At 37.1% G+C, this 23,278-nt stretch carries 15 protein-coding genes; 2 read left to right on the forward strand and 13 right to left on the reverse strand.

What is annotated here, in order from left to right; genetic code table 11:
• Window positions 1-23: 23 nt before the first annotated feature.
• Window positions 24-1,052, reverse strand: coding sequence for an FKBP-type peptidyl-prolyl cis-trans isomerase (locus ACQ33O_RS10310; protein WP_430995498.1), 1,029 nt, complete (start codon window positions 1,050-1,052; stop codon window positions 24-26).
• A 10-nt stretch (window positions 1,053-1,062) separates the two neighbouring features.
• Complete coding sequence (locus ACQ33O_RS10315; RefSeq protein WP_430995499.1) at window positions 1,063-2,082, reverse strand: DHH family phosphoesterase; 1,020 nt, start codon at window positions 2,080-2,082, stop codon at window positions 1,063-1,065.
• 232 nt (window positions 2,083-2,314) lie between these two features.
• Between ACQ33O_RS10315 and ACQ33O_RS10320 the strand changes: the two genes are divergently transcribed.
• Window positions 2,315-2,731 carry a nucleoside-diphosphate kinase gene (locus ACQ33O_RS10320; protein WP_430995500.1) on the forward strand — a complete coding sequence of 139 codons (417 nt, stop codon included), beginning with the start codon at window positions 2,315-2,317 and terminating at the stop codon, window positions 2,729-2,731.
• A gap of 36 nt (window positions 2,732-2,767) precedes the next feature.
• Here the strand turns inward: ACQ33O_RS10320 and ACQ33O_RS10325 are convergent, their stop codons facing one another.
• From ACQ33O_RS10325 to ACQ33O_RS10365, 9 genes are all read right to left on the reverse strand, one after another.
• Window positions 2,768-3,331 (reverse strand): DUF6804 family protein, encoded by a 564-nt coding sequence (locus ACQ33O_RS10325; RefSeq protein WP_430995501.1) that lies wholly within the window; start codon window positions 3,329-3,331, stop codon window positions 2,768-2,770.
• A gap of 131 nt (window positions 3,332-3,462) precedes the next feature.
• The gene (locus tag ACQ33O_RS10330; RefSeq protein WP_430995502.1) at window positions 3,463-4,980 is read right to left on the reverse strand and encodes a right-handed parallel beta-helix repeat-containing protein; all 1,518 of its coding nucleotides are present in this window, start codon (window positions 4,978-4,980) and stop codon (window positions 3,463-3,465) included.
• A gap of 221 nt (window positions 4,981-5,201) precedes the next feature.
• Window positions 5,202-10,385, reverse strand: a complete 5,184-nt coding sequence (locus ACQ33O_RS10335; RefSeq protein WP_430995503.1) for an autotransporter-associated beta strand repeat-containing protein — start codon at window positions 10,383-10,385, stop codon at window positions 5,202-5,204.
• Between the two features lie 316 nt (window positions 10,386-10,701).
• Window positions 10,702-12,549: a UbiD family decarboxylase gene (locus ACQ33O_RS10340; protein WP_430995504.1), complete on the reverse strand. Its 1,848-nt coding sequence runs from the start codon at window positions 12,547-12,549 to the stop codon at window positions 10,702-10,704.
• A gap of 57 nt (window positions 12,550-12,606) precedes the next feature.
• Window positions 12,607-13,512 (reverse strand): alpha/beta hydrolase, encoded by a 906-nt coding sequence (locus ACQ33O_RS10345; RefSeq protein ID WP_430995505.1) that lies wholly within the window; start codon window positions 13,510-13,512, stop codon window positions 12,607-12,609.
• Between the two features lie 9 nt (window positions 13,513-13,521).
• Window positions 13,522-15,180: a glycoside hydrolase family 43 protein gene (locus ACQ33O_RS10350; RefSeq protein ID WP_430995506.1), complete on the reverse strand. Its 1,659-nt coding sequence runs from the start codon at window positions 15,178-15,180 to the stop codon at window positions 13,522-13,524.
• A gap of 5 nt (window positions 15,181-15,185) precedes the next feature.
• The gene (locus tag ACQ33O_RS10355) at window positions 15,186-16,859 is read right to left on the reverse strand and encodes a sodium/sugar symporter (RefSeq protein WP_430995507.1); all 1,674 of its coding nucleotides are present in this window, start codon (window positions 16,857-16,859) and stop codon (window positions 15,186-15,188) included.
• A 24-nt stretch (window positions 16,860-16,883) separates the two neighbouring features.
• Complete coding sequence (xylA, locus tag ACQ33O_RS10360) at window positions 16,884-18,212, reverse strand: xylose isomerase (protein ID WP_430995508.1); 1,329 nt, start codon at window positions 18,210-18,212, stop codon at window positions 16,884-16,886.
• 11 nt (window positions 18,213-18,223) lie between these two features.
• Window positions 18,224-19,696, reverse strand: a complete 1,473-nt coding sequence (locus tag ACQ33O_RS10365) for a xylulokinase (protein WP_430995509.1) — start codon at window positions 19,694-19,696, stop codon at window positions 18,224-18,226.
• A gap of 129 nt (window positions 19,697-19,825) precedes the next feature.
• Between ACQ33O_RS10365 and ACQ33O_RS10370 the strand changes: the two genes are divergently transcribed.
• On the forward strand, window positions 19,826-20,677 hold the full coding sequence (locus ACQ33O_RS10370) for an AraC family transcriptional regulator (RefSeq protein ID WP_430995510.1): 852 nt from the start codon (window positions 19,826-19,828) through the stop codon (window positions 20,675-20,677).
• 48 nt (window positions 20,678-20,725) lie between these two features.
• On the opposite strand, the gene ACQ33O_RS10375 is transcribed toward ACQ33O_RS10370, so the two are convergent.
• The gene (locus ACQ33O_RS10375) at window positions 20,726-22,309 is read right to left on the reverse strand and encodes an MFS transporter (RefSeq protein WP_430995511.1); all 1,584 of its coding nucleotides are present in this window, start codon (window positions 22,307-22,309) and stop codon (window positions 20,726-20,728) included.
• 132 nt (window positions 22,310-22,441) lie between these two features.
• Window positions 22,442-23,104, reverse strand: coding sequence for a bifunctional 4-hydroxy-2-oxoglutarate aldolase/2-dehydro-3-deoxy-phosphogluconate aldolase (locus ACQ33O_RS10380; protein WP_430995512.1), 663 nt, complete (start codon window positions 23,102-23,104; stop codon window positions 22,442-22,444).
• Between the last annotated feature and the right edge of the window lie 174 nt (window positions 23,105-23,278).

Raw genomic sequence — 23,278 nt, forward strand, 5'->3', positions numbered from 1 at the left:
TTTTTTTAGAACAATTTCTATTGTTATTTAGCTTTTACAGTGTCGGCTCCACCTTTAGACATTGCTTCTTTCATTTTCTTCTCCATCTCAGCAAATTTTTTCTTTTCTGCTTCTGCCTCTGCGGCTACTTGTGCTGCCGTTAAAACATCCACTACTTCAATTTCAAAAAGCAAATTATCATTTGGTTTTATATCGCCACCACCACGAGATCCGTACGCCAAAACAGACGGAATAAAGAATACTGCTTTACTGCCTTTTTTCAACAAGGTTAAACCGTCTGTCCACCCTTTTATAACACTATTACGTCCTGCTTTTGCAGGATTCATAATAACTTTAAGTGGTTCTTGATGATTAAACGCAGGATCAGTGTTTGAATCGAATGTTTTACCACTTGACATTACCTTTCCGGTATAATTTACTTTTACTACTTTGCTTGTATCAATGAGGTCGCCTGTTCCTTGAGTTAAAATCTGCACATAAGTTCCGGCAGGTGCTTTCTTTGCAGAATCGATCTTATTCTTCAATAAATATTCGGCAATAACTTTATCGTCTTTAACCAATTGAGCGATGGCTTTTACCGAATCTCTTGCTCTTACCATTTCAAACTGAGCTTTACCGGCACTATCGGCCTGACCTCTATCAGTAAACACGTTAACTATTTTATAGCTGGAAATAATGAACGCTCCTTTTTTCATAAATGGCGGAGTATTTCCAATATTGTTTTTAAGGATGCTATCAGTTGGCTGTTTAATGATAACGCTATCGCCGTTTCGTGTTTGTGAAAATATCTTGTAATAAACAGGAGGTATTTGTAATGAATCCATTGGAATAATTTCATGTCCGCCTGTTTCCGATGAAGACAATAATGTATCAAGATTTTTCCCTTTGTATCTTGTTTCAAATTTAATTTCAAGAAAATTTCCGTTTACAACTTTTGCTCCTTTGTTATCAGAAACAATTTTATATAGCAATCCTTCTTTTGTTTTCTTGAAACTTTTACATCCCGATATCAGGACAGTGGCACATGCAAGTGCGTAAAAAATTCTCTTCATTTTTTTATATTTAAAATTGATAATTACTTAATTGATCTTTATTTTCCTTCATTGCTTCTTTAAACTTTGCTACAACAGCCTCCAAAGGTTCTCTACTTTGTCCGCCTGCAGCGTTGAAATGTCCTCCACCGTTGAAATATTTTCTTGCAAAAGTATTTACATCAAAATCGCCTTTGCTTCTGAACGAACTTTTTCTTTCATCACCTCTATCGATAATAATTGCAGCCAACTTAATGCCTTGTATGCTTAAAGGATAGTTTACCAATCCTTCAGTATCACCGGTACGAATATTATATTTAATAAGATCTTGCTGTGGAACCGCTATCAATGCCGTGTTGTATTCGTAAAATACTTCCATCCTATTCAAGAGTACATTCCCGATGAACTTAAATCTGTTCTCTAGAAAATTATCAAATAACTCTTCGTGTACCTTGCTATGATTCAATCCTTTTTCTTTTAAGGTTGCGACCATTCTATGTACACTTGCTGTTGTAGACGGGAACCTGAAAGAACCTGTGTCGGTCATTACTCCTGCGTACAAACATTCAGCAACTTGTACGTTTATTTTATCGGCATTGCCTGAGTTGGTTATAAAGTCATACACCATTTCGCAGGTTGAACTTTTACCCGTATCACTAATACCGTAAGCAAATTTTTCTGATTGAGGTTCCTGATGATGATCGATCAATATTCTTTGCCCAGCAGCGTTGCCGAGTTTTTCTTCCATACGCTTGGTTCTGACAAGTGTATTAAAATCGAGACAAAATATCCAATCAGCCTCATCAATAGCAGCGTTGGCTTTTTCTGTTTGTGCCTCATAATCCAACACAAGTTTAGTATCGGGCATCCAGTTTAAAAAAGCCGCCCAGTTGGTTGGTGATATTACTGTAACAGCATGGCCAAATTGTTTCAGAAAATGATACAGACCCAGCGAAGACCCCATAGCATCTCCATCCGGCTTTTGGTGTGTAGTAATAACAACTTTTTTGGGTTGTGATAATAAAGGGAATATTTCTTCTATTGATTGCATAAAGCGGTCGCAAAAGTAGTTGTAATTGCCCAATTAGCCAATTAATTAGCTATAAGTCGCAAGCTTCAAGCGATAAGTCAATTAACCTTATGCTTCTCCTCTTGTAGCAAATTGCTTAATTCTAATGTTATTCATACAAACTTTAAGGAACAAATCAACAAATTTCATACTTCCTTCTTGAAGCTTGTGGCTTGCAGCTAATTTTCGTATCTTTGCGCCTCAAAAAAAATATATGGGTAATAGAACATTTACAATGATTAAACCGGATGCTACAGAGAAAGGTTATACCGGGGCTATTTTGGCAAAGATCAACGAAGCCGGATTTAGAATTGCGGCAATGAAAATGATACATTTAAGTGAAGCTAAGGCTGGTGAGTTTTATGCTATTCATAAAGAAAGACCATTCTTTGGTGAGTTGGTAGAATTTATGAGCCGTGGGCCTATTACCGCCGCCATTTTGGAAAAAGATAATGCAGTAGAAGATTTCAGAACTTTGATTGGAGCTACAAATCCGGCTCAGGCTGCAGAAGGTACCATTCGTAAATTATATGCAGCCTCAATTGGAGAAAATGCAATCCACGGCAGTGATAGTGATGAAAATGCAATTATTGAAGGAGACTTTTTCTTCAGTAAATTAGAGCAATATTAAAATTTGTATAGAAAGGCTACAGTGATGTAGCCTTTTTTAATCTTCCAATGGCTCATCATGCAGTGCCGTTCTCGTAATTTTTTTCTTTTCTTCCGGAGATAATGTTTTATACCAGCTGTACATAGACCCCAGGTTACTTTTGTACATATATTTTCTAAGTCCTTTTATCATTGAAGGAGGAATACTATACGTAACCGAAGAATCAGTAACCTCATATTCCTTGGTTTTTTTATTCCGTTTTAATGCATTCAATATACCTCTTCCCTTTTTGGGCACTACAAAATAGTTATACAGATCAATGGCTATCCATACCATTAAAACTCCTATCAACATCCACTCAACTAGATCCCAGTTTTGGCCGGTGAATCTGGGTTTTTTAAAAGGATTAAAGATCAAAAGCCCCATAATGGCAATCAAACATGAAAAATATTTATTCTGACGACCTGCAATGAACGCAATTATTATAAAAAGTACAAACGTAATCCTACGTTGCTGTACATAATACATATAACTCATCCCTTCTGTCAGTGCAAATTTGAATAAGATAATGAGAAATATTTTAGCCGCTACGCTTATTTTAAGGTTAATATCTTTATACATGTTGTTAGTTTCGAATGGCAAATGATGATTACATCATTCGTCTAAATTACATCAAAATACTAAAATAACATTATATAAAAAGCCGCTATTTTTCAAGCGGCTTCGGGTTATTAAGGTTGTATTTTAAGGTTTTAATCAACAATTTGAAGATAACCAGGTATTCTGAAAACCTTACCGGTAATTACTGTAAGCGTTGTATTAGGAGCAAGCTTGTAGTATTTATTCAATACACATTCGCCTCCCACTATTGGATCAATAATAATTTGTGAACCTGCTGTTATCACATCCGGAGGGATGGTGCTGTTTAACCAGTTAGCGGCTACATCCCAATTACCATTTCCTGTAAAAGTATAAGTAGTCGATACAGAAGTAACTTTTTCAAAAGGCCCCAGATCCGGAGCAGAACCAGAATACGCCAATCCTACATTTTGCCCACCATCAATAAAATCACTGCCGTTTGCCAATTTACCAAAAACAACATCAGGCAAACTGCCGTCAGCCTTTCTTGGGCCTCTCATACCTATGGTATCTACACTCAAAAAATCTGTAAGATTTGCAGTAAAAGGACTTTGCCAACTGTTATTTTCAACAATGGCTCCTGAAGCAAACTGTACTGTGCCCGTACCGGTACCTGCAGCGTTCAAAGCTATACAGTTTTTTACTGTCATGGTATGTCCGGCAGACAATGCAATTGAATTCATTACAAAATTACTAGCATTGGCATAAGCAAAATTATTATACAATGTCATTGATCCTCTGTTGTTGTTCTGATCAAAGCCCCTTCTTCCATTATAAACTGCAATGCAATGTGTAAGTGTCATATTGTGACTAAGATCTGTTGCATCACTACCTCCCATTTTAAATCCGTTACGATCGCCGTTTGCTCCACTTGTAGCTCCTGATTCAAGATAACCGTTACGTATTGACCAACAACTATCTAATGTTGTAACAATCTCATCAGACGGACGCAAATAACCATCCCACCCATCATCTGAATTTTGCCAAGCCCTGCAACCCCGGAATTTATTACCGGTTCCAACATCTAACTTACATGCAAAACCATCTGCATTTTCACTTGTTGCATCTTTGTTATAATATGAATCGCAGTTTAAGATCAAATTATTATTTGCGCCACCGCTCAATTGCAAACCACTATCATCATTTCTGTAGAATGCACACCATTCGATAGTATTGTAAGATGCATTGGTTTGTAATAACATTCCATTATCACCGGCATTGGTAAAATCTATTCCTTTGATATGCCAGTAACTTGCACTCATACTTAATCCTCTTGATGAAGAATTATTTTGTGTCTGCGTTGCAAAATCAATGATAGCTCTTTCGCCGGGGTAGCTATATAACTTATGTATTTTTGTAGTAGTCCCCGATTTAGATGAACCTATGGAAATGGTAGCAGCAGATGGATATACTCCTCCACGCATATAGATTGTAATACCACTTACCGAACTAGCGGTTGTAGAACTTGTTACTTTTGTCAGCGCTTGAGTAAGCGTTTTAAAAGGTGCTGCTTCTGTACCGGCGTTAGCATCATTACCTGTTGTAGAAACATAATAAGTTTGTGCTTCCAAGTAATCTGGAGTAATAAAACCAATGATCAGAAAGAGAATAAAAGATAAATTTAATTTCATGCAAGCAATCTTTTTCCTGTTAGGAGTATTTTCCTTTTAAAAAGGTTGCCCAAGTTACTCCCAAAATGATGCCCAAACTGCGTTTTAGCGGAAACTATTTACGCAAACGATGTCATTTCTAAACGTTTTGTTAATATCCGCAGTAAATAGGTAATCATTATGAAAGCATAAAAAAAACTGCCACCGAAGTAGCAGTTTTTTCAACGTGTTTATTGCTGATCTTATTGAAGTATGATCTTGTTGATTATTTTTTTGCCTGAAGGGGTTTGAATCTCAACATTGTAAGCGCCTTTTTGTAAAGATGAAGGAAGTGATAAAGCCTCTGTCCATACATTACTTTGTCCGTTCACTTCATTTCTATGTACAAGTTGTCCTGCATGGCTATATAATTTGACAATGTATTTACCGAATGCCTGATTGTTGAACTGAATGTTCATAGTGTTATTTTCAACAACTGTAGGGAAAACTTTAATTGAGTTTGATGTACTAGAAGCTTTTACAACTACAACCTGACTATATGTTACAGCACCTGATTGATCAACCAAAACAATTCGGTAATAATTATCTGTTTTGTTAGGAGCAACATCCAACCAGCTATATGATTCATTCGTTGTATTAGCAACAGCCTGCGTATTTACTTTTGTAAAATGAACTCCATCGGCTGATCTTTCAACTTCAAATGATTTTGCGTTCACTGCATTTTCAATTTTCCATTGTACTGCTATTGCATCAATTTGTTTGGATGCTTTTACATTACTGAATTTTACGGGCAACGTTGTTGATGGCCTCAGCACAACCATGAACCTGTCAGATCTTTTAGATTGAACATCTCCGGTAACTGTAAATTCATAAAAAGTTGAATCTGTATTTCCTATTATGATTGGAGTTTCCGTAACCAGATATTTATCTACCAAAAGAGCTGATGAACTCGGCACAAAATATTTTGACGAAACAACTACTCTGTGATTTCCATTATTTAAGTTAGACAAGTATAACTGAACTGTATCATCAGCATCGATGATCGGTTCTCTATTGGTTGACAACTGATACCCATCTTTCAAAATTCGTATCTCTGCTAAAGCACTACCCACCGGTGAAATATTGTCTTCACCGACAATCACATTTTTATTAAACGCAGGATTAAAATATGAGTTTGCACCTGAAGTATAATTAAATTTATGAGAAGGATTGTCGTAGAACTGAAGATCTACCTGAAGCTTTGCAAAAGGATTTCCCTGTGGCCTGTTACCTGCTACAGGACGGCTCTGAATACCGTTAAGTGTACTTGCTCCGGTTACTTTATCTGACTCATGAAAAACAACTGATGTACCCGGTACCGTATTGTATGTTAAAAAAGCTTCGCTTGATTCAACTGTACCCGGATATGCCCAGGTAGTTGTAGGGCCGTTGTTCACATCATAGCCGGCACCATTCCAATTGAAGAAAATATATTTTCCCGTATTTGAATAATTGGAGAATGCCTTAGGATCCCATAATTTAAAATCTTGTTGTGTAAAGCCTGCAATACTAACACCAGCCATATTGATCTGACAAGGATAAGGATTACCTACAACATTTGTTCTATTGGCAACTATAGTAGATGTAACATCTCCAATATTGATCTTTCCTTTTGGTTCGAGTATTGTACTTGCAGAACTTGCATATTGATCGCCAATTACAAAACCTCTATCTCCTCTTATAAAAATACCCCATGCTAACTGGCTCATCAATGTGGTAGATTTTGTATTAGCAGGATAACTCAATTTTGTACTAGCACCCGTATTGTCAAAATATTCAATTGAATAACCATTGTTACCCAGTCCATGATCAAATCCTTTTGCTGCATCATAAGCACTATTCGGTCCGGTAATATGTGTTCCAAAACCTGGTGATGGGTTCGTGGCATTAGGCGTTGTTCTATCCGGATTAACTTGTCCTTCCTGCCATGCATCATTAATGGTTAATGGATCGCTAGCTTGCAATGGAGCAGTTAAAAATCTCCATGTACGAACCGAACTTGTATTACCAACATACCGCTGTATGATAAATCTACCTGTTGAAGAATAGGTTATGTCAGCATTGGTAGTATTAACTGAAGCCAGATCGGCAGTTGATGTTGCATTTGAAGGCAACAACACATCAGACGAATTTAACTCTAAAGTTCCTGTTGTTAATGTTAGTGTTTTGGTAACCGTTAGGTTAGACGATAAATTAAGTTTTGTTGCTTTAGCATTTTTATTTAACACTAAATAATGAAAGGTTTCCCCTCCATATGCTCCATTAGCATCTCTGGTTCCGCTTGAAGGGGCTGAAATAGCACTTGCAGAAGAGCCCGTAAAAGTAACTGTGTTATTATTTGCATTAAACAATGGTCCTGAATTTCGTGTCCAGTTAGTTGCCACCGAAATATTTCCACCTAATGTTTTAGTTCCTGAGCCTGATAAAACTATATTACCATAGCTCTGTGAAGAATTTAATGTAGCTATGGATTGATTTGATCCGGCATATTCAATCGTACTTGTGCTACCAATAGCATGAGTAGAATAATTTGCAGGAATACTGTTAGTACTGCCAATTTTTAAAGTAGCACCGTTTGATAAAGTAAGCGTACCCCCTGCGCTTGCTCTATCAATAGTATAGGTAGACATATCTAATGTTCCTGAAGAAACTGTTAGATTCCCTGCAACACTGATATTGGCTGTTTGAGTTACTGTTGCTGAACTAGCCGCTTCAAAATTTGTAAGCGTATTTGCGGTACCGTTATTAACCGTTACACCAGAGCCTGGAAATGAAACTGCCCCACCATTTAATTTAATTGTACCCTGATCGTTAATTGTTCCGGTAGTTGCGCTGTAGGATCCTGTAATGGTGTAGGTTTTACTTGCATCTACCAGCAAGACTCCTGTTCCGGAAGTACTTGTAAAATTGGCAATGCTTTGATCCTGGCTGATTTGTAAAGTACCTGTTCCATTTATTTCTACCGAATTGGTAGAAGGTATTGTAGTCCCTCCGGTTTTGTTTAATTGTAATGTACCGGCACTTACTGTTGTAAGCCCTGTATAAGTATTAGCATTTGTTAATGTCAATGTACCGGAACCAATTTTAGTAAGTGTCCCACTTGTACCACTGATTACGGCAGCATAAGCACCAGGACTAGTGTTGTCTCCTCCAATTGTAAGTGTTGCACTACCAAGTACAACATTTCCACCAGTAGTACCCCCGCCGGTTAAAGAACCGATCGCATTATTAAAGCCGTTAATATCCAAAACGGCGCTGGAAACATTTGTCATAATAACAGCTGAATTAGAACCAAATGCATTGGTTGCAACACCCGCTTTTAATGTTCCGGCATTTACTAATGTAACACCGCTATAAGTGTTAGCGCCACTTAAGGTCCAAATTCCGTTTGCAGTTACTTTACGAACCCCACCTGTGCCACTGATCACTCCGCTAATACTTCCACCTGTTGAGTTACCACCTAGGGTAACCAAATAACCAGCTGTAACTACAGCCGATGCATTATTGATTGTAAAATTCCCTGATTGATTTCGGATGGTAGCATCTGCGGCAAGGGTTATTGTACCTCCCCAGGTATTGTTACCGCTCACATTATCTAATGCAGCATTACCGCTAGGGCCCGTTCCGGAAATGGTCAATGCTTCGGCACCAACGGTAATACCTCCTTGTAATTCCAATGAAGCGCCTGATGAAACTGTAACACCACCAGCAGTAGTACCAGTACCTTGTGCATTTCTAACATTTAATACGCCGGCAGACACAACTGTTGCTCCTGTATAGGTATTGGTTCCTGAAACAGTTAAAGTTCCATTACCATCTTTTGTTAAAGTACCGCTTGTGGTAGTAATGGTTCCAGAAATATCAGTATTACCAGCTCCGCCTACTGTTAAATTAATAGCAGTGGCCGTAATAGCATTTGAAGCATTTAAAGTTAGGGTTCCTGCATCTGAATTTATTCTTACAGCATTTGTTGAAAGGGTAATTGTACCTCCCCAAGTGTTGTTACCACTTATATTTCTTAACGAACCTCCGCTGCTTATACCAGCATTATTTAAAGTCAGTGCTTCAGCACCTACCGTAATATTTCCTTGTAATTCAAGAGCAGCTCCAGACGCAACTGTTACGCCTCCTGCAGTTGTACCTGTACCTTGTGCATTTCTAACATTTAATACGCCGGCAGACACAGCTGTTGCTCCGGTATAAGTATTGGTTCCGGAAACAGTTAAAGTTCCATTACCATCTTTTGTCAGAGTACCGCTAGTGGTAGTAATAGTTCCTGAAATATCGGTATTACCAGCTCCGCCTACTGTTAAATTAATAGCAGTGGCCGTAATAGCATTTGAAGCATTTAAAGTTAGGGTTCCTGCATCTGAATTTATTCTTACAGCATTTGTTGAAAGGGTAATTGTACCTCCCCAAGTGTTGTTACCACTTATATTTCTTAAGGAACCTCCGCTGCTTATACCAGCATTATTTAAAGTCAATGCTTCAGCACCTACCGTAATGTTTCCTTGTAATTCAAGAGCAGCCCCGGACGCAACTGTTACACCTCCTGCAGTTGTACCTGTACCCTGTGCATTTTGAATATTTAAAGCACCTGCAGATATTGTAGTTAAACCTGCATAAGTATTTGTACCGCTAAGTGTTAAAGTACCCGTTCCATTCTTTGTAAGAGTTACTACACCAGTACTCGTCTGACTTATTACACCTGAGAATGTAGTACTTGCATTATTACCTCCCACAGTTAGTAAACGTGCTGTGGTTCCAGTAACTGCAACAGTACCGGAGCCTTGCAAGTCACCTACAGTTAAAGGGCCTGCATTAAAATTAAGAGTTGTATTTGCTCCAACATTTAACGAATTAGAGACTGTTTGTGTTGCAGCAGTAGTTTTAGTATTACCGTTACTAACTGTTAAGTTATAATAGTTACCTAAGCCACTAGTTACCGTTTGAGCCCCAGAACCATTATATTCGATTGTTCCGGTTCCAGCAGTAAAAGTATTTAGGTTTGATATTGTGAACGCCCCGGTTAATTGCAAAGTACCGCCGGAGCTCATATCAATAGAACCGGCTCTGTTTCCACTACCTCCAATAGTAACGTTTCCCAAAACTGCAACTACACCCCCACTAGTGAAGGCCAAGGTTCCTGTTTGGTTATTATTACTTGGATTAATTGCCATGGAAAGGCAAGTAGCATTTGAAACATTGACAGTAACGGTGACATTACCATTAATCGTAACAGCATCTGTAGATGTAGGTACAGAAGCTCCACCCCAGGTAGCAGTATTATTCCAGTTTCCGCTGACTGATGCTGTTCTTTGTGCTAAAACATTGGTAGCACTAACCATTAAGAGTAAAAAGGTAATAGAATGTAAAAGAATTTTCATAAAGATTAATAAGGGTTCGTGTAAAATTATACCTTACGTAAAACGTATACAGTTGGTTTTTACTAACATTGGCCAAAAAAAGTGAATAACGTATTTATACAAAGAATATTGAACAACAGATTAAAATTATCAGACAATTAAAATATTATAATATTAACTATCTGTTCTCATGGGGCAATTCAAATCGCAGTAATCAGGAAAGTTTTAATTAGTTTTCATTATAAAAAACCTCAAAACCCTTAGTGGTAGGCACTAATGCTAAGATAAATAATGTTTGGGAATATAACAACAATAAAATGTTAAAAGCGCATTCTCCTTATTTATTGAAGATAAATAAACTTCCTCCTTTATTAAATATTTTTTGAATATATTCTTCTGTTTCAGCACTTTTCTCTACAGGAGGCGCATGATGAGGCTTTATTCTGGCATCAAATATTAGTGATCCGGTGCAGCCCCAATGTTTATTTATACTAAAACTTCCTATCCCATATATATCATGAGACGGGTTGGATCTGGTGAATGTTACCCATAGAAAATTATTCAAATGTGATGCTATGAAACTGGCATCATCACAAATAATGATAATTGGGAACTCATTTAATAAAGAAATGTTTTGGGCAGATGAAAGCTGATCATTCAAAGATTGCATTTCTGTTTCAGCATTTTCATAATTTGTAAATGCTTTAGTTTGCAAAGCAATAATACCTGGTAATATGACAACCGGGTTTTCAAATGTTTTCAAATTTCTGAAGCATTCCGGAATTTCCGTAGATAAATTTCTTACTACATCTCCATATGCTGCAAAAACAACTTTACTCCCACTATTTAGAGATGTTCCGGAATAATCCAATGTATCAATCGTAGTATTGGTATAAAAATGTACATCTCGTGACAGATCGATCCTTTCCAGAATGAATTTTAAATATGATTCAATATTATGGGTAGACACTTGATTGGTTTCATCAGCAGTAATAAATAAAAATTTGGCTAGACTCAATTGCCCTGTTCCCAAAATATGATTTGCAATGGTAAGAATTTCAGCCGGTTGTTTGGTTTGTTGATAGGGTGTGTAACGTTCGCTGCCTATCGCTAACAGTAAAGGATGAACGCCAGCTGCATCTACCGCATGCACTTCTTTCAAACCCGGTATTTCTTTTTGAATAGCTGAGCCTGTAATTTCATGTATCAAATTTCCAAAGCTGGTATCTTCTTGCGGCGGACGACCAACAACCGTAAAAGGCCATATCGCATTTTTCTTTGCAAACACCTTATGTACTCTCATTACAGGGAAAGGATGTTTAAGACTGTAGTAGCCTAAATGGTCTCCAAAGGGCCCTTCAGGCTTATTTTCATCCGGATATACTTCGCCTGTAATAACAAAATCAGCATCAGTACTAATCGCATATCCATCTACGTGAGTATACCTGAATCTTCTTCCACCTAACACTCCAGCAAATGTCATCTCACTGATCCCTTCCGGTAAAGGCATAACAGCTGCAACACTGTGCGATGGCGGTCCGCCGACAAATATGCTGACTTTCAAAGGCAAACCTTTTTTATTTGCTTTAGTTTGATGTACACCTATACCTCTATGCAATTGATAATGCAATCCAACTTCTTTGTTAAGTTCATATTCATTGCCGGAAAGCTGAATGCGATACATTCCAAGATTTGCATTCATGATTCCGGGCTTATCAATATCTTCTGTATATACTTGCGGTAATGTTACAAATGCTCCGCCATCTTTTGACCAATGATGTATTTGTGGCAAATCGGAAATCTGTATTTCTTCAAATAAGACAGGTTTTGAAAAAGGATCTTTTAACGGTAATGCCTTAAGTGCTGCTAATCCTGCAGCAAAATTTTTGATGGGATGTTTGATGGCTTTGATCGGATCATTTCTTAATTCGATCAATTGCTGAACCGATGATAGTGTATCTCTGAAAATAAATTTACTCCTTTCAAGCGTTCCGAAAATATTTGATACTGTTCTGAATTTACTTCCCTTTACATTTTCAAATAAGATTGCCGGCCCACCTGCTTCGTGTACACGTAAATGTATGGCTGCCATTTCAAGATATGGATCTACTTCTTCTTTGATACGAACAAGTTGCCCTGCTCTTTCAAGGTCCAGTAAACATTCTTCCAGAGATTTGTACGCCATTTAGAGTATTTGACTACAAAAGTAAAACACTAAATCGGTAGAATTGTTTTTTAATGATTATTTCAATGTTTTGATCCAGTTGGCTAACCGATCGATCCACTTATCTTTTGTAGTAGTATTCTCCAAACCAAAGCCATGACCACCTGCAGGGTATATGTGCATTTCTGCCTGAACTTTATTTTTTATACAAGCCTGATAAAATCGAATGCTGTTTTCAACCGGAACAGTTGCATCATCACCTGCATGAACAATAAATACGGGCGGGCATTCCTTTGTTACCTTCAATTCATTTGAAAATAATTCAGTCATTTCTTTTTTGGCATCTTTTCCGATCAATCTGTCACGTGAACCCTGATGTGCAATTGAATCAGCAAAACTAATAACGGGATAGATCAATATGGCAAAATCCGGTCTTACAGATATGCTATCATTGATCGTTCTTTCAGCAGTAAAATTAAAATGTGTAGCGGCAGTTGAGGCTAAATGCCCACCTGCAGAAAACCCCATGATACCAACTTGCTTTTTATCCAATTTCCATTCGACAGCATTTTTACGTACAATTCTTATTGCTTGCTGAGCATCTTGCAAAGGGCCAATCGTTTTATCGATCATAATTGTATCGTTAGGCAAACGATATTTCAAGACGAAAGCAGTAATAACCAGTTTGTTCAATTCTTTCGCAACAAAAACGCCTTCATTATCAATTGACAATCGTTGGTATCCGCCACCCGGACAAATGATCACAGACTTCCCATTCGGATGTTTTGGAAAAAAAACTGTTAGTGTTGGCTTAACGACTGTATAAATTCTTCTTGTACCATTGACTAAAATTGTTTTTTCTCCAACAGTAGCTTTTATCGAATTTGGCACAATACTATCATACAAGGGCATCTCCATATTTTTTTGTCCAAGAATATTAGTGGAAATAAACAAGATGAGTATAGAATAAAAATATTTTTTCACTTTTGTGCTCTAATTCTTTGTAATTCTAAACCAGTCAATATCTGCATAGCCTGCATCGTTGGTCTTTTTATCTCTCGTGCAGAAATAACCAATTTTAGCACCTATCCACTTGCCGGGTTCTGCAGTAAAAATATCAGGAATTTGTTTAAATACGGCTCCATCAGTACTATAATAAAGTCTGTATGATGCTCCGCCTGTTATTTTTCTAACTACATCGATCTTAAAATATATATTGTTAGATTGCATCGATTCAATAACATGTGGTACATCTCGAGCACCTTTATCAGCGCTCCGGCAAGTAGAATAACTTAAATAAATACTATCCGATACTTTTGTCAGCGTCAGGAATGTATAATCTAAACCCATTACACCAAAGCCAAATTGCTCTCCATCTATTTTCGGATGAAAAGAAAATTTAGTTGTAGCAGTAAATATTTCTGCAGGAAATTTTTGCAATAAAACATTTGGTAAAAACCAATAATTTTTCATACTGTCCGGCATGGTTGAACTATACAATCGTAATGCTCCATTTGCCTGATTAGTGAATGCCCAGGTTGCCTGTGGATTTGCCTGCCATTGCCATTGCAATCCCAATTTATTATCATTAAATTCATCGCTCTCTTGCGGTGTAACGATCGGATATACTTTTCCAACATTAGGTTTTTGATACTCAAGAACAGGTTCTCCTTTACCATCTATATCTTTATCAACACCAATGACGGGCCAGTCATTGATCCACTTCATCGGTTGCAAATGCACCACTCTTCCATAAGCCTCTTTATCCTGAAAATGTATGAACCAATTCTCTCCTGTTTTTGTATCTACCCATGCGCCTTGATGTGGCCCGTTGATCTTTGTTTTACCCTGATCCATTACAACTTTACGTTCATAAGGTCCATAAATATTTTTACTTCGTAGAACCAATTGCCATCCTGTACCTACCCCGCCGGCAGGTGCAAAAATGTAATAATAACCATTACGTTTATGGAATTTAGGCCCTTCAATCGTTGGATCCGTTTCATGTCCATCATATACCAATACGCCGGCATCGATCGTTTTATCGAACGTTGCATTTAATTGCTTTACAACGATCACCGATTTAATCCCCGCTCTACTTCCTGCATATGCATGTACCAGGTATGCTTTACCGTTATCATCCCATAGAGGACAAGGATCTATCAGTCCTTTACCTGCTTCTACCAATACCGGATCGGTCCATGGCCCTCTTATGTTTTTTGCTTTGGTAAGATAGATACCAAAATCAGGATCGGGATAATAGATATAAAATTCTTTATTGTGATAGCGAATGGCCGGAGCCCAAACGCCATTACCATGTTGTGTTTTTGAAAAATGTTCAAATGGTGGTTGACGCAACAATGCATGACCAATAATCGTCCAGTTTACTAGATCTTTTGAATGCAGGATCGGCAAACCGGGGACTGCATCAAAACTCGAAGCGATCATGTAATAATCATCGCCAACCCGTATAGCATCGGGGTCGCTATAATCTGCATGAATGATGGGATTTTTGAAAGTGCCATCGCCATTGTCCGCTACCCATACTTTCGACACATACAAGGTATCTGATGCAACAATCTTTCTTTGTATCTGTGCATTTACAGAAACAAAAAGAAACAAACCCACAAAATTGATCAATACTACTTTCATAAATTTTACCAGTAAATTGTATACAAGGCCGCTAAAATTCCACAAACAATTAATGCACCTGCTGCAAAACCCGGTGATAGTTTAAACATTTTTCTATCTACTTCCAAACCATGAGGCCGTACACCTTTTCTGTTGTCCCATAAACTGATCAGTACCATCCCAATCACACATATAGCAAATACAAAACCCATTCTATCTAAAAAAGGAATTTCATATACACCTTTATCATTTGCTTTAGAAAATCCGAATTGTGCCAAGAATGAAAGATCCATTATACCCGGCAGAAATTTAAAGAAAAGCGAAAATGCAAATCCACCGATCGTTGCAAACAGTGCAGCGTTGGATGTTGTTTTCTTCCAGAAAAAACCAAGAATAAACATGGCAAAAATACCCGGGGATACAAAGCCGGTATATTCCTGTATGTATTGGAATCCTCCTTTTTTATCGATACCCATTAACGGGGCAATGATGATTGCTATAAGCATAGCCGTTAGTACTGTCCATTTCCCTATATTTACCATCTTCTTCTCATCGGCATCAGGGTTTATTCTTTTCTTATAAATATCTAATGTAAAAATGGTAGAAATGCTGTTTGCTTTACCGGCTAACGATGCAACAATAGCAGCCGTTAAAGCCGCAAAGGCAAGTCCTTTAAGCCCTGCAGGCAATAGGTTTAACAAAACGGGGTAAGCTTTATCGGGATTTAATTCTCCACCTTGTAACATTTCGGTTTGAAAATTCCCTTGCTGATGTAATACATATGCCGCTATACCCGGAAGTACAACAATTACAGGCATCAACAATTTTAAAAATGCGGCAAATAAAATTCCACTTCTTGCAGTTTTTATATCGGCACCTAATGCTCTTTGAGTAATGTATTGGTTGCATCCCCAGTAATTCAGATTTACGATCCACATACCGCCAATCAAAATAGTAAGCCCAGGCAGATCCATATAATTAGGGTTATCTTTTTTAAAAACCATGTGAAAATGATCATCGGCATGTTCCATCAGCAATTTAAATCCATTAACAGTACCTGTCGTTCCAAATTTTTCAGAAACCAGATTCAATGCCAAATAAGTTGTAACCAATCCACCAAGAATTAAAAAGAAAACCTGAATCACATCTGTATAGCCGATCACTTTCATTCCGCCTAATGTGATAACTACAGCAAATGCAGCCAGCACATACATACAAAGTGTTGTATTGATTCCTGATATTGCATTAATGGCTAAAGCACCCAAATATAAAATTGATGTGAGGTTTACCACAACATATAATAATAACCAGAACACAGCCATGATCATTGCCACTGTTCCATTATACCGCTGATTTAAAAATTGTGGCATGGTGTATATTTTATTCTTCAGATAAACAGGAATGAAGAATATTGCAACGATCATCAATGTTGCTGCTGCCATCCACTCATAAGTTGATATAGCCAATCCCATTTTGAAACCACTCCCACTCATACCGATAAATTGCTCCGCAGAAATATTAGAAGCAATTAACGAGGCGCCGATTGCCCACCAGGTAAGTGAACCTTCTGCCAAAAAATAATCATGTGAAGCGGTTACTGTTGCTTTTTTCTTTTTTCTGTATATCCAATAACCGTAACCGGCCACTACAACAAAATAAAAAAGAAATACTAAATAGTCGAATTGGTGCAGGCTTTGCATATCGTTTGTTGTTTTAAATTATCATTAAATATAGCGATTAATAATATTCTCAAGATATTCCTGCTTACCACTGATCAACTCAGGTTCCCCATTTTCAATTGCATATGTTCTCAGATCCTCTAAGGTTAATTTTCCTGCTTTGAAAGCTTTACCTACTGAGCTATCAAAACTTGCATATCGTTCTGCTCGTATTTTTTTGTACTCCGATTTTTGTAGAATATTATCTGCAATGATCAAGGCTCTGGCGAATGTATCCATAGCACCGATATGTGCATGAAACAGATCCGCAGCATCTGTGCTGTTTCTTCTTCTTTTAGCATCAAAATTAATTCCACCCGGAGTTATCCCTCCTGCTTCTACTATGACTAACATCGCTTCTACGATCTCATTGATATTATTCGGAAACTGATCTGTATCCCAGCCATTTTGATAATCTCCTCTATTGGCATCAATACTTCCTAACACGCCTGCATCTGCAGCAACTTGCAATTCATGCTGAAATGTATGACCGGCTAGTGTTGCATGATTCACTTCTATGTTTAATTTAAAATCATCCAACAAATGATATTGCCTTAAAAATCCAATAACAGTAGCACTATCATAATCGTATTGATGTTTACTTGGTTCACAAGGTTTTGGCTCAATGAAGAATGTTCCTTTAAAACCGTTACGTCTTGCATAGTCTTTGGCAGCGTGTAAAAATATTGCAAAATGCTCTTGTTCTTTTTTCATATTGGTATTCAACAAGCTCATATAACCTTCTCTTCCTCCCCAAAAAACATAGTTCTCACCGTTTAAAGCTATCGTAGCATCTAATGCAGATTTTACTTGTGCTGCACCGTGAGTTAACACATGAAAATCCGGATTAGTAGCAGCGCCATTCATATATCTTCTATTAGAAAAGAGGTTTGCTGTTCCCCATAATAATTTTACACCACTTGCATCTTGTTTTTGTTTTAGATAAGCAGTGATCGCTTGTAATCTTTTTTCATTCTCAACAATATCATTTGTATAATCCACTGCATCTACATCATGAAAACAATAGTATGGTAGGCCTAATTTTGTAATGAATTCAAATGCTGCATCAGCTTTGTCTTTTGCTCTTTCAACAGCGTCAGTTTTTACATTCCATGGATATAAATGTGTAGGTTCACCAAAAGGATCTCCACCATTACCAACAAAGGAGTGCCAATATGCACAGGCGAAACGCAAGTACTCTTTCATAGTTTTCCCTGCAACAAGCTTATTCTCATCGTACCAGCGAAATGCAAGCGGATTATCACTTTGTAAACCTTCGTATTTTATTTGACCTATCTCTTTAAAATAAGTCGTGTCGCCTGTTACTACTTTCATTGTCCAATTATTTAATTATTGTTTAAAATTTTGTATAATTTTCTTTCCCATTTATAATATAGCGCATCATATTGATCGTGTTGCGATGGCTCTATCAACTGCAAAGGAGAAATGTTTTCAAAGGCTTGTTTTGGAGAAAATATTTTTTTCCCGATCCCTGCACCAATAGCCGCTCCAACACTTCCATCGCAATCATATATTTCTACGGGCACATCGGTTACATCAGCAAACACCTGTGTAAATACATCACTTAAAAACATATTGGCCCTTCCGGCTTTGATCACTTTCGGATGAATATTGTTTGATCGCATAATATCTAACCCATACCTGAATGCATATGCAATGCCCTCTTGTGTGGCTCTGAAAATTTCCGAAGCATTGTGTTTGTTTACAAATGAAAGATCAATATCAATTAGTTTATTTTTCAATATCCTTTCAGCTCCATTACAAAACGGAAGAATATTCAATCCATTACTGCCGGGTGTTATTGACCTTGCGGCTGTATTCATTTCGTCATAGGTAAGTCCCTTACCAAATCTTTCTTTTATCAAACGATTCATACTACCGCATCCGTTAATACATAACAATGTACCGATACGGGTTTCAACACCATGATTGACATGTGCAAAGCCATTCACTCTTGATGCAGCATCATAACTTAACTGATCACCAACGGCATATATTACTCCGGAAGTGCCGGCAGTAGCAGCTACTTCACCCGGGTTCAACACATTTAATGATAGTGCATTGTTAGGTTGATCTCCAGCTTTGTAATTTACTGTTATCCCTGATCTTAATCCTAATTCGTTGGCCACAGTTGAAGAAAGTGTTCCATGCTCTTCAAAAACATTTCGTACAGACGGAAAAAATGATTTGTCAAAACCAAAGTACTCAATTATATCTTTTGATAGCTCATTGTTCTTAAAATCCCAGAATATTCCTTCTGATAAAGCCGTAACCGTTGTAGTTATTTCTCCTGTTAATTTTGATGAGATATAATCACCCGGCAATAACACCTTATCAATTCTTGAGTATGTCAAAGGTTCATTGTGTTTCACCCAGGCCAGTTTTGATGCAGTAAAGTTTCCGGGAGAGTTCAATAAATGCGTAAGACATTCCTCTTGACCAATATCAGCAAATGCTTTATTGCCAATTTCCACAGCTCTACTATCGCACCAGATAATAGCATCCCTTAAAACTTGTTGATTTTTATCTATCAAAACCAATCCATGCATTTGGTAAGCAATTCCTATTGCACCAATATCATTTGGATGGTACAATTTTGTAGCATTGGCTTTTGTGATAACCGATTTTACATCGTCCCACCACTGCATTGGAGATTGTTCTGCCCATCCAAGTTCAAGAGATTTGATCAATCGTTCATTCTGAGGGTATTGTACGGATACCAATACTTTCTTAGTAACCGCATCTACTACGGATGCTTTAACAGAAGAGGTTCCAATATCTAAACCTAATAGTAACACAGACAATCGTTTTAATAGTACAAATTTTATAGATTCTCCTATGAAATCCTTCTACTTTATTGTTGAAAACTAAAACTATTTTAATATATTTTATACCTTTAGTAAGTTTAATGCTTAAAATAGTTACACATGAAGCCATTTATTGAAAAGCCGCCATTAACAGAAGAGATTTCCTTTCTGGCAAAAACGTACAGAACTCCCAAGTTTGAAATACCCTGGCATCAGCATATTGAATATGAATTGATCTTATTCACAGAAGGCGAAGGCGTCATTTTTATCGGCGACCATGTAGGAGATTTTAAACCGGGAGATATTTATTTTATCGGATCGAACCTGCCGCATACATTTCAAAAAACTACTAAGGACACAATTGTAAATGCCGTAGTTATTCAATTCAGGGATGATTTCTGGGGAAAAGAATTCATTAATTTACCGGAAAGCAAATCAATCAAGAAATTTTTAGAATATTCATTGAAAGGATTAAAAATTACAGGAAAACTAAAAGACACACTTACACCCCTTATCAAAGCATTAGAACACCACAAAGGATTTGTACGAATCATTAAACTATGTGAATGCCTGCAGTTATTATCAGAGAAAAAACAATTTGAAAAACTTTCGACGCAAGGTGTAAAAGATTTTACTTTTAAAAACAAAGAACGCATTGATAAAATATTTCAATACACCTTTGAAAACTTTCAAGAGAGCATTACACTAACTGATATTGCCGCTTATGCAAATATGAGTACCCCTGCATTTTGCAATTACTTTAAGAAATGTGCCAAGAAGCCTTATATCAATTTTTTAAATGAAGTACGTATAGGATATGCATGTACGCAGTTGATGGATACACAAAAAAGCATTGAATCTATTTGTTACGAAAGCGGATATAGCACACTGGCAAATTTCAATAAGCAATTTCAGAAAGTAAAAAGATCTACACCCTCTGTATATAGAAAGACTTTTATGAATAGCTTATAAAAAACTGCCCCGATAAAATCGAGGCAGTTTGTATTTTGAGAGGTTAGTTTATAAGTCTGTAATTGGTTTGTATTTTGGAACCAATGTTTTCATGATCACCCATCCAATTAAGTATACTACAGCACAAATACCGAAAATGATCATATAGCCGGTATTGATACCATTCTCTACTACTACTCCACTTTTTGTCAATGCTTTCAGTAGCTCTTCAACATTGCCAATTTTAGTACCCATTGTTGCACTTTGTTCTGTCAAAAAGGTTTTAGCTGTATCTGCATTTGCCAGTGCAGGATATTTTTCAAGCAATGATTGACCACCAACAGTACTCCAGTTTAATTGAGTAAAATCAAATAATTTACCCGAACCTTTGTTGATCAAGAAAGACCCCAAACCGCCTGCCATACCACCAATTCCGGTAATAGTTGCAATCGCATATTTAGGGAACATATCACCAACAGTTGAAAAAATATTTGCCGACCATGATTGGTGTGCAGCACATGCAATACCAATAACCAAAATAGGTATCCATACAGATATGTGACCTAAAGGTTGAGCTAATAAAGCTAACAGTGGAAAGAATGCAAATATCAACATTGCTCTCATCCTTCCTGCATAAGGATCCATTCCTTTTTTATCAACAAAATAACTTGGTAACCAACCACCAATTAAAGACAAAAGCGTAATAGCATATAATGTAAAAATTTGTGGACGGCTCTCCAAAGAATTCAATCCGTACACCGAGCTCAGGTAAGCCGGCGTCCAAAATAAAAAGAACCACCATACACCATCAGTCAAAAATTTACCAATTACAAATGCCCATGTTTGTTTGTATTTAAATGCCTTACCAATTGTTATTTTCTTACCGGCAGATACATCTGCGGCATTGATAGCAGGATCTTCATCTTGTTGAATATAGGTAAGTTCGGCCGCATTCACTTTAGGATGTACTTCCGGTTTTTTGTAAACCAGTATCCAAAATAGCATCCATACAAAGCCCAGTGCACCAATTATAATGAATGACATTTCCCAACCATACGCTTCCGCAATAACGGGAATGGTTAGAGGTGCAGCCAACGCTCCGATAGTTGCGCCGGCATTAAAAACGCTCGTAGCAAATGCTCTTGCTTTTTTTGGAAAATATTCTGCAGTTGATTTTATGGCAGCAGGAAAGTTACCTGCTTCACCAAGCGCTAATACAATTCTGGCTACTATAAACAATGAAACACTTGTTGAAGTGATCAATGCTATATCGCTTACAGATTTTAAAGCTTCTTTTGCTCCATGAAAACCTACAAACCATTTTCCTGCCAATATACCCGAAGTGGCAATACCACAATAAGCATGTAAGCAAGCACCTATCGACCAAATACCTATTGCCCACAAAAATCCTTTTTTTGTATCCATGTAATCAACAAATCTACCGGCAAGCAACATTGATACAGCATAGGCAATAGAAAATATCGCTGTGATATTTCCATAGTCACTATTATTCCAATGAAACTCAGGAACAATAAAATCTTTCCATGTAAGCGATAGCACTTGTCTATCTAAGTAATTAATTGTTGTAGCAAAAAATAACATTGAACAAATTACCCAACGGTAGTTTGTCATTTTTGTGGTTCCATTTGGCATTTGCTGATCGTTTTTTTAGTTTCAAAAGTTCAATATGTTTAAAAGGTTTCAAAGGTTTAATAGGTTTAATAGGTTAAAGAAGTTTATGAAGTTCGCTCAACTTGTTAAACCTATTAAACGTCTTAAACTTCTTTAACCTTTTACAGCTTTTACAGTTTCCAATACTTCTTTCGTTAATTTCTCGATCGTTGCATAATCCTTCGCTTCCATCAATCCTTTGCTGATCAATTTACTTCCCATACCTACACAAGATACACCTGCTTTAAACCATGCACCGATGTTTTCCTTTGTGGTATTAACACCACCTGTTGGCATGAAGATCAAATTCGGGAACAATTCTTTGATAGCACTCATAAAATCCGGTCCCAAAATATTACCCGGGAATAATTTTACAAATTTTGCACCTAGTGTTTCAGCGGCGATGATCTCAGTCGGAGTCATACAACCCGGCACCCAAAGCATATCATTTTTATCGGCCACTTTTGCAACACTTTCAACCAAACCCGGACAAATTAAATAATCTGTACCGGCATCCACAAAAGCCTGCGCCATTTCACCATTTTTCATAGTTCCTATACCTAAGTACATACCTTTTAACTCTTCTTCACACAATTTCTTCATTGCTTTAAAGTTCGCTAAAGCAGCTTCGCCCCTGTTGGTGTACTCAACCGTACGTACACCGGCACTATATAAAGCTCTTAAAATTTGCAGACTTACTTCAGTATCTTTATTGAAGTATAACGGTAAAACACCCTGATCTTTGATTACTTGTAATAACTCTTCTTTTTTTGCCATGACAATAGAAAGGATTAATCGTTTAAAAATGACAGCAATGTTATCTCAAATACCCTAGATTACGGGATATTTTTACGCAATCGTTATCGTAGTTTTTAGTTGCTATTGTTGAAAATATAAAAGAAATTTGCACTCCAATTTAGTCAATTTTATACACACATTTAAAAAATCTTA

Origin of the sequence: Ferruginibacter sp. SUN002, from assembly GCF_050611725.1 — a bacterium.
Taxonomy (GTDB): Bacteria; Bacteroidota; Bacteroidia; order Chitinophagales; family Chitinophagaceae; genus Ferruginibacter.

Coding starts and splice junctions, on each gene's coding strand:
- ACQ33O_RS10315 (WP_430995499.1), bottom strand. CDS start 2,082: ATGCAATCAATAGAAGAAATATTCCCTTTATTATCACAACCCAAAAAA.
- ACQ33O_RS10380 (WP_430995512.1), bottom strand. CDS start 23,104: ATGGCAAAAAAAGAAGAGTTATTACAAGTAATCAAAGATCAGGGTGTT.
- ACQ33O_RS10350 (WP_430995506.1), bottom strand. CDS start 15,180: ATGAAAGTAGTATTGATCAATTTTGTGGGTTTGTTTCTTTTTGTTTCT.
- ACQ33O_RS10375 (WP_430995511.1), bottom strand. CDS start 22,309: ATGCCAAATGGAACCACAAAAATGACAAACTACCGTTGGGTAATTTGT.
- ACQ33O_RS10335 (WP_430995503.1), bottom strand. CDS start 10,385: ATGAAAATTCTTTTACATTCTATTACCTTTTTACTCTTAATGGTTAGT.
- ACQ33O_RS10325 (WP_430995501.1), bottom strand. CDS start 3,331: ATGTATAAAGATATTAACCTTAAAATAAGCGTAGCGGCTAAAATATTT.
- xylA (WP_430995508.1), bottom strand. CDS start 18,212: ATGAAAGTAGTAACAGGCGACACGACTTATTTTAAAGAGATAGGTCAA.
- ACQ33O_RS10310 (WP_430995498.1), bottom strand. CDS start 1,052: ATGAAGAGAATTTTTTACGCACTTGCATGTGCCACTGTCCTGATATCG.
- ACQ33O_RS10330 (WP_430995502.1), bottom strand. CDS start 4,980: ATGAAATTAAATTTATCTTTTATTCTCTTTCTGATCATTGGTTTTATT.
- ACQ33O_RS10355 (WP_430995507.1), bottom strand. CDS start 16,859: ATGCAAAGCCTGCACCAATTCGACTATTTAGTATTTCTTTTTTATTTT.
- ACQ33O_RS10370 (WP_430995510.1), top strand. CDS start 19,826: ATGAAGCCATTTATTGAAAAGCCGCCATTAACAGAAGAGATTTCCTTT.
- ACQ33O_RS10340 (WP_430995504.1), bottom strand. CDS start 12,549: ATGGCGTACAAATCTCTGGAAGAATGTTTACTGGACCTTGAAAGAGCA.
- ACQ33O_RS10320 (WP_430995500.1), top strand. CDS start 2,315: ATGGGTAATAGAACATTTACAATGATTAAACCGGATGCTACAGAGAAA.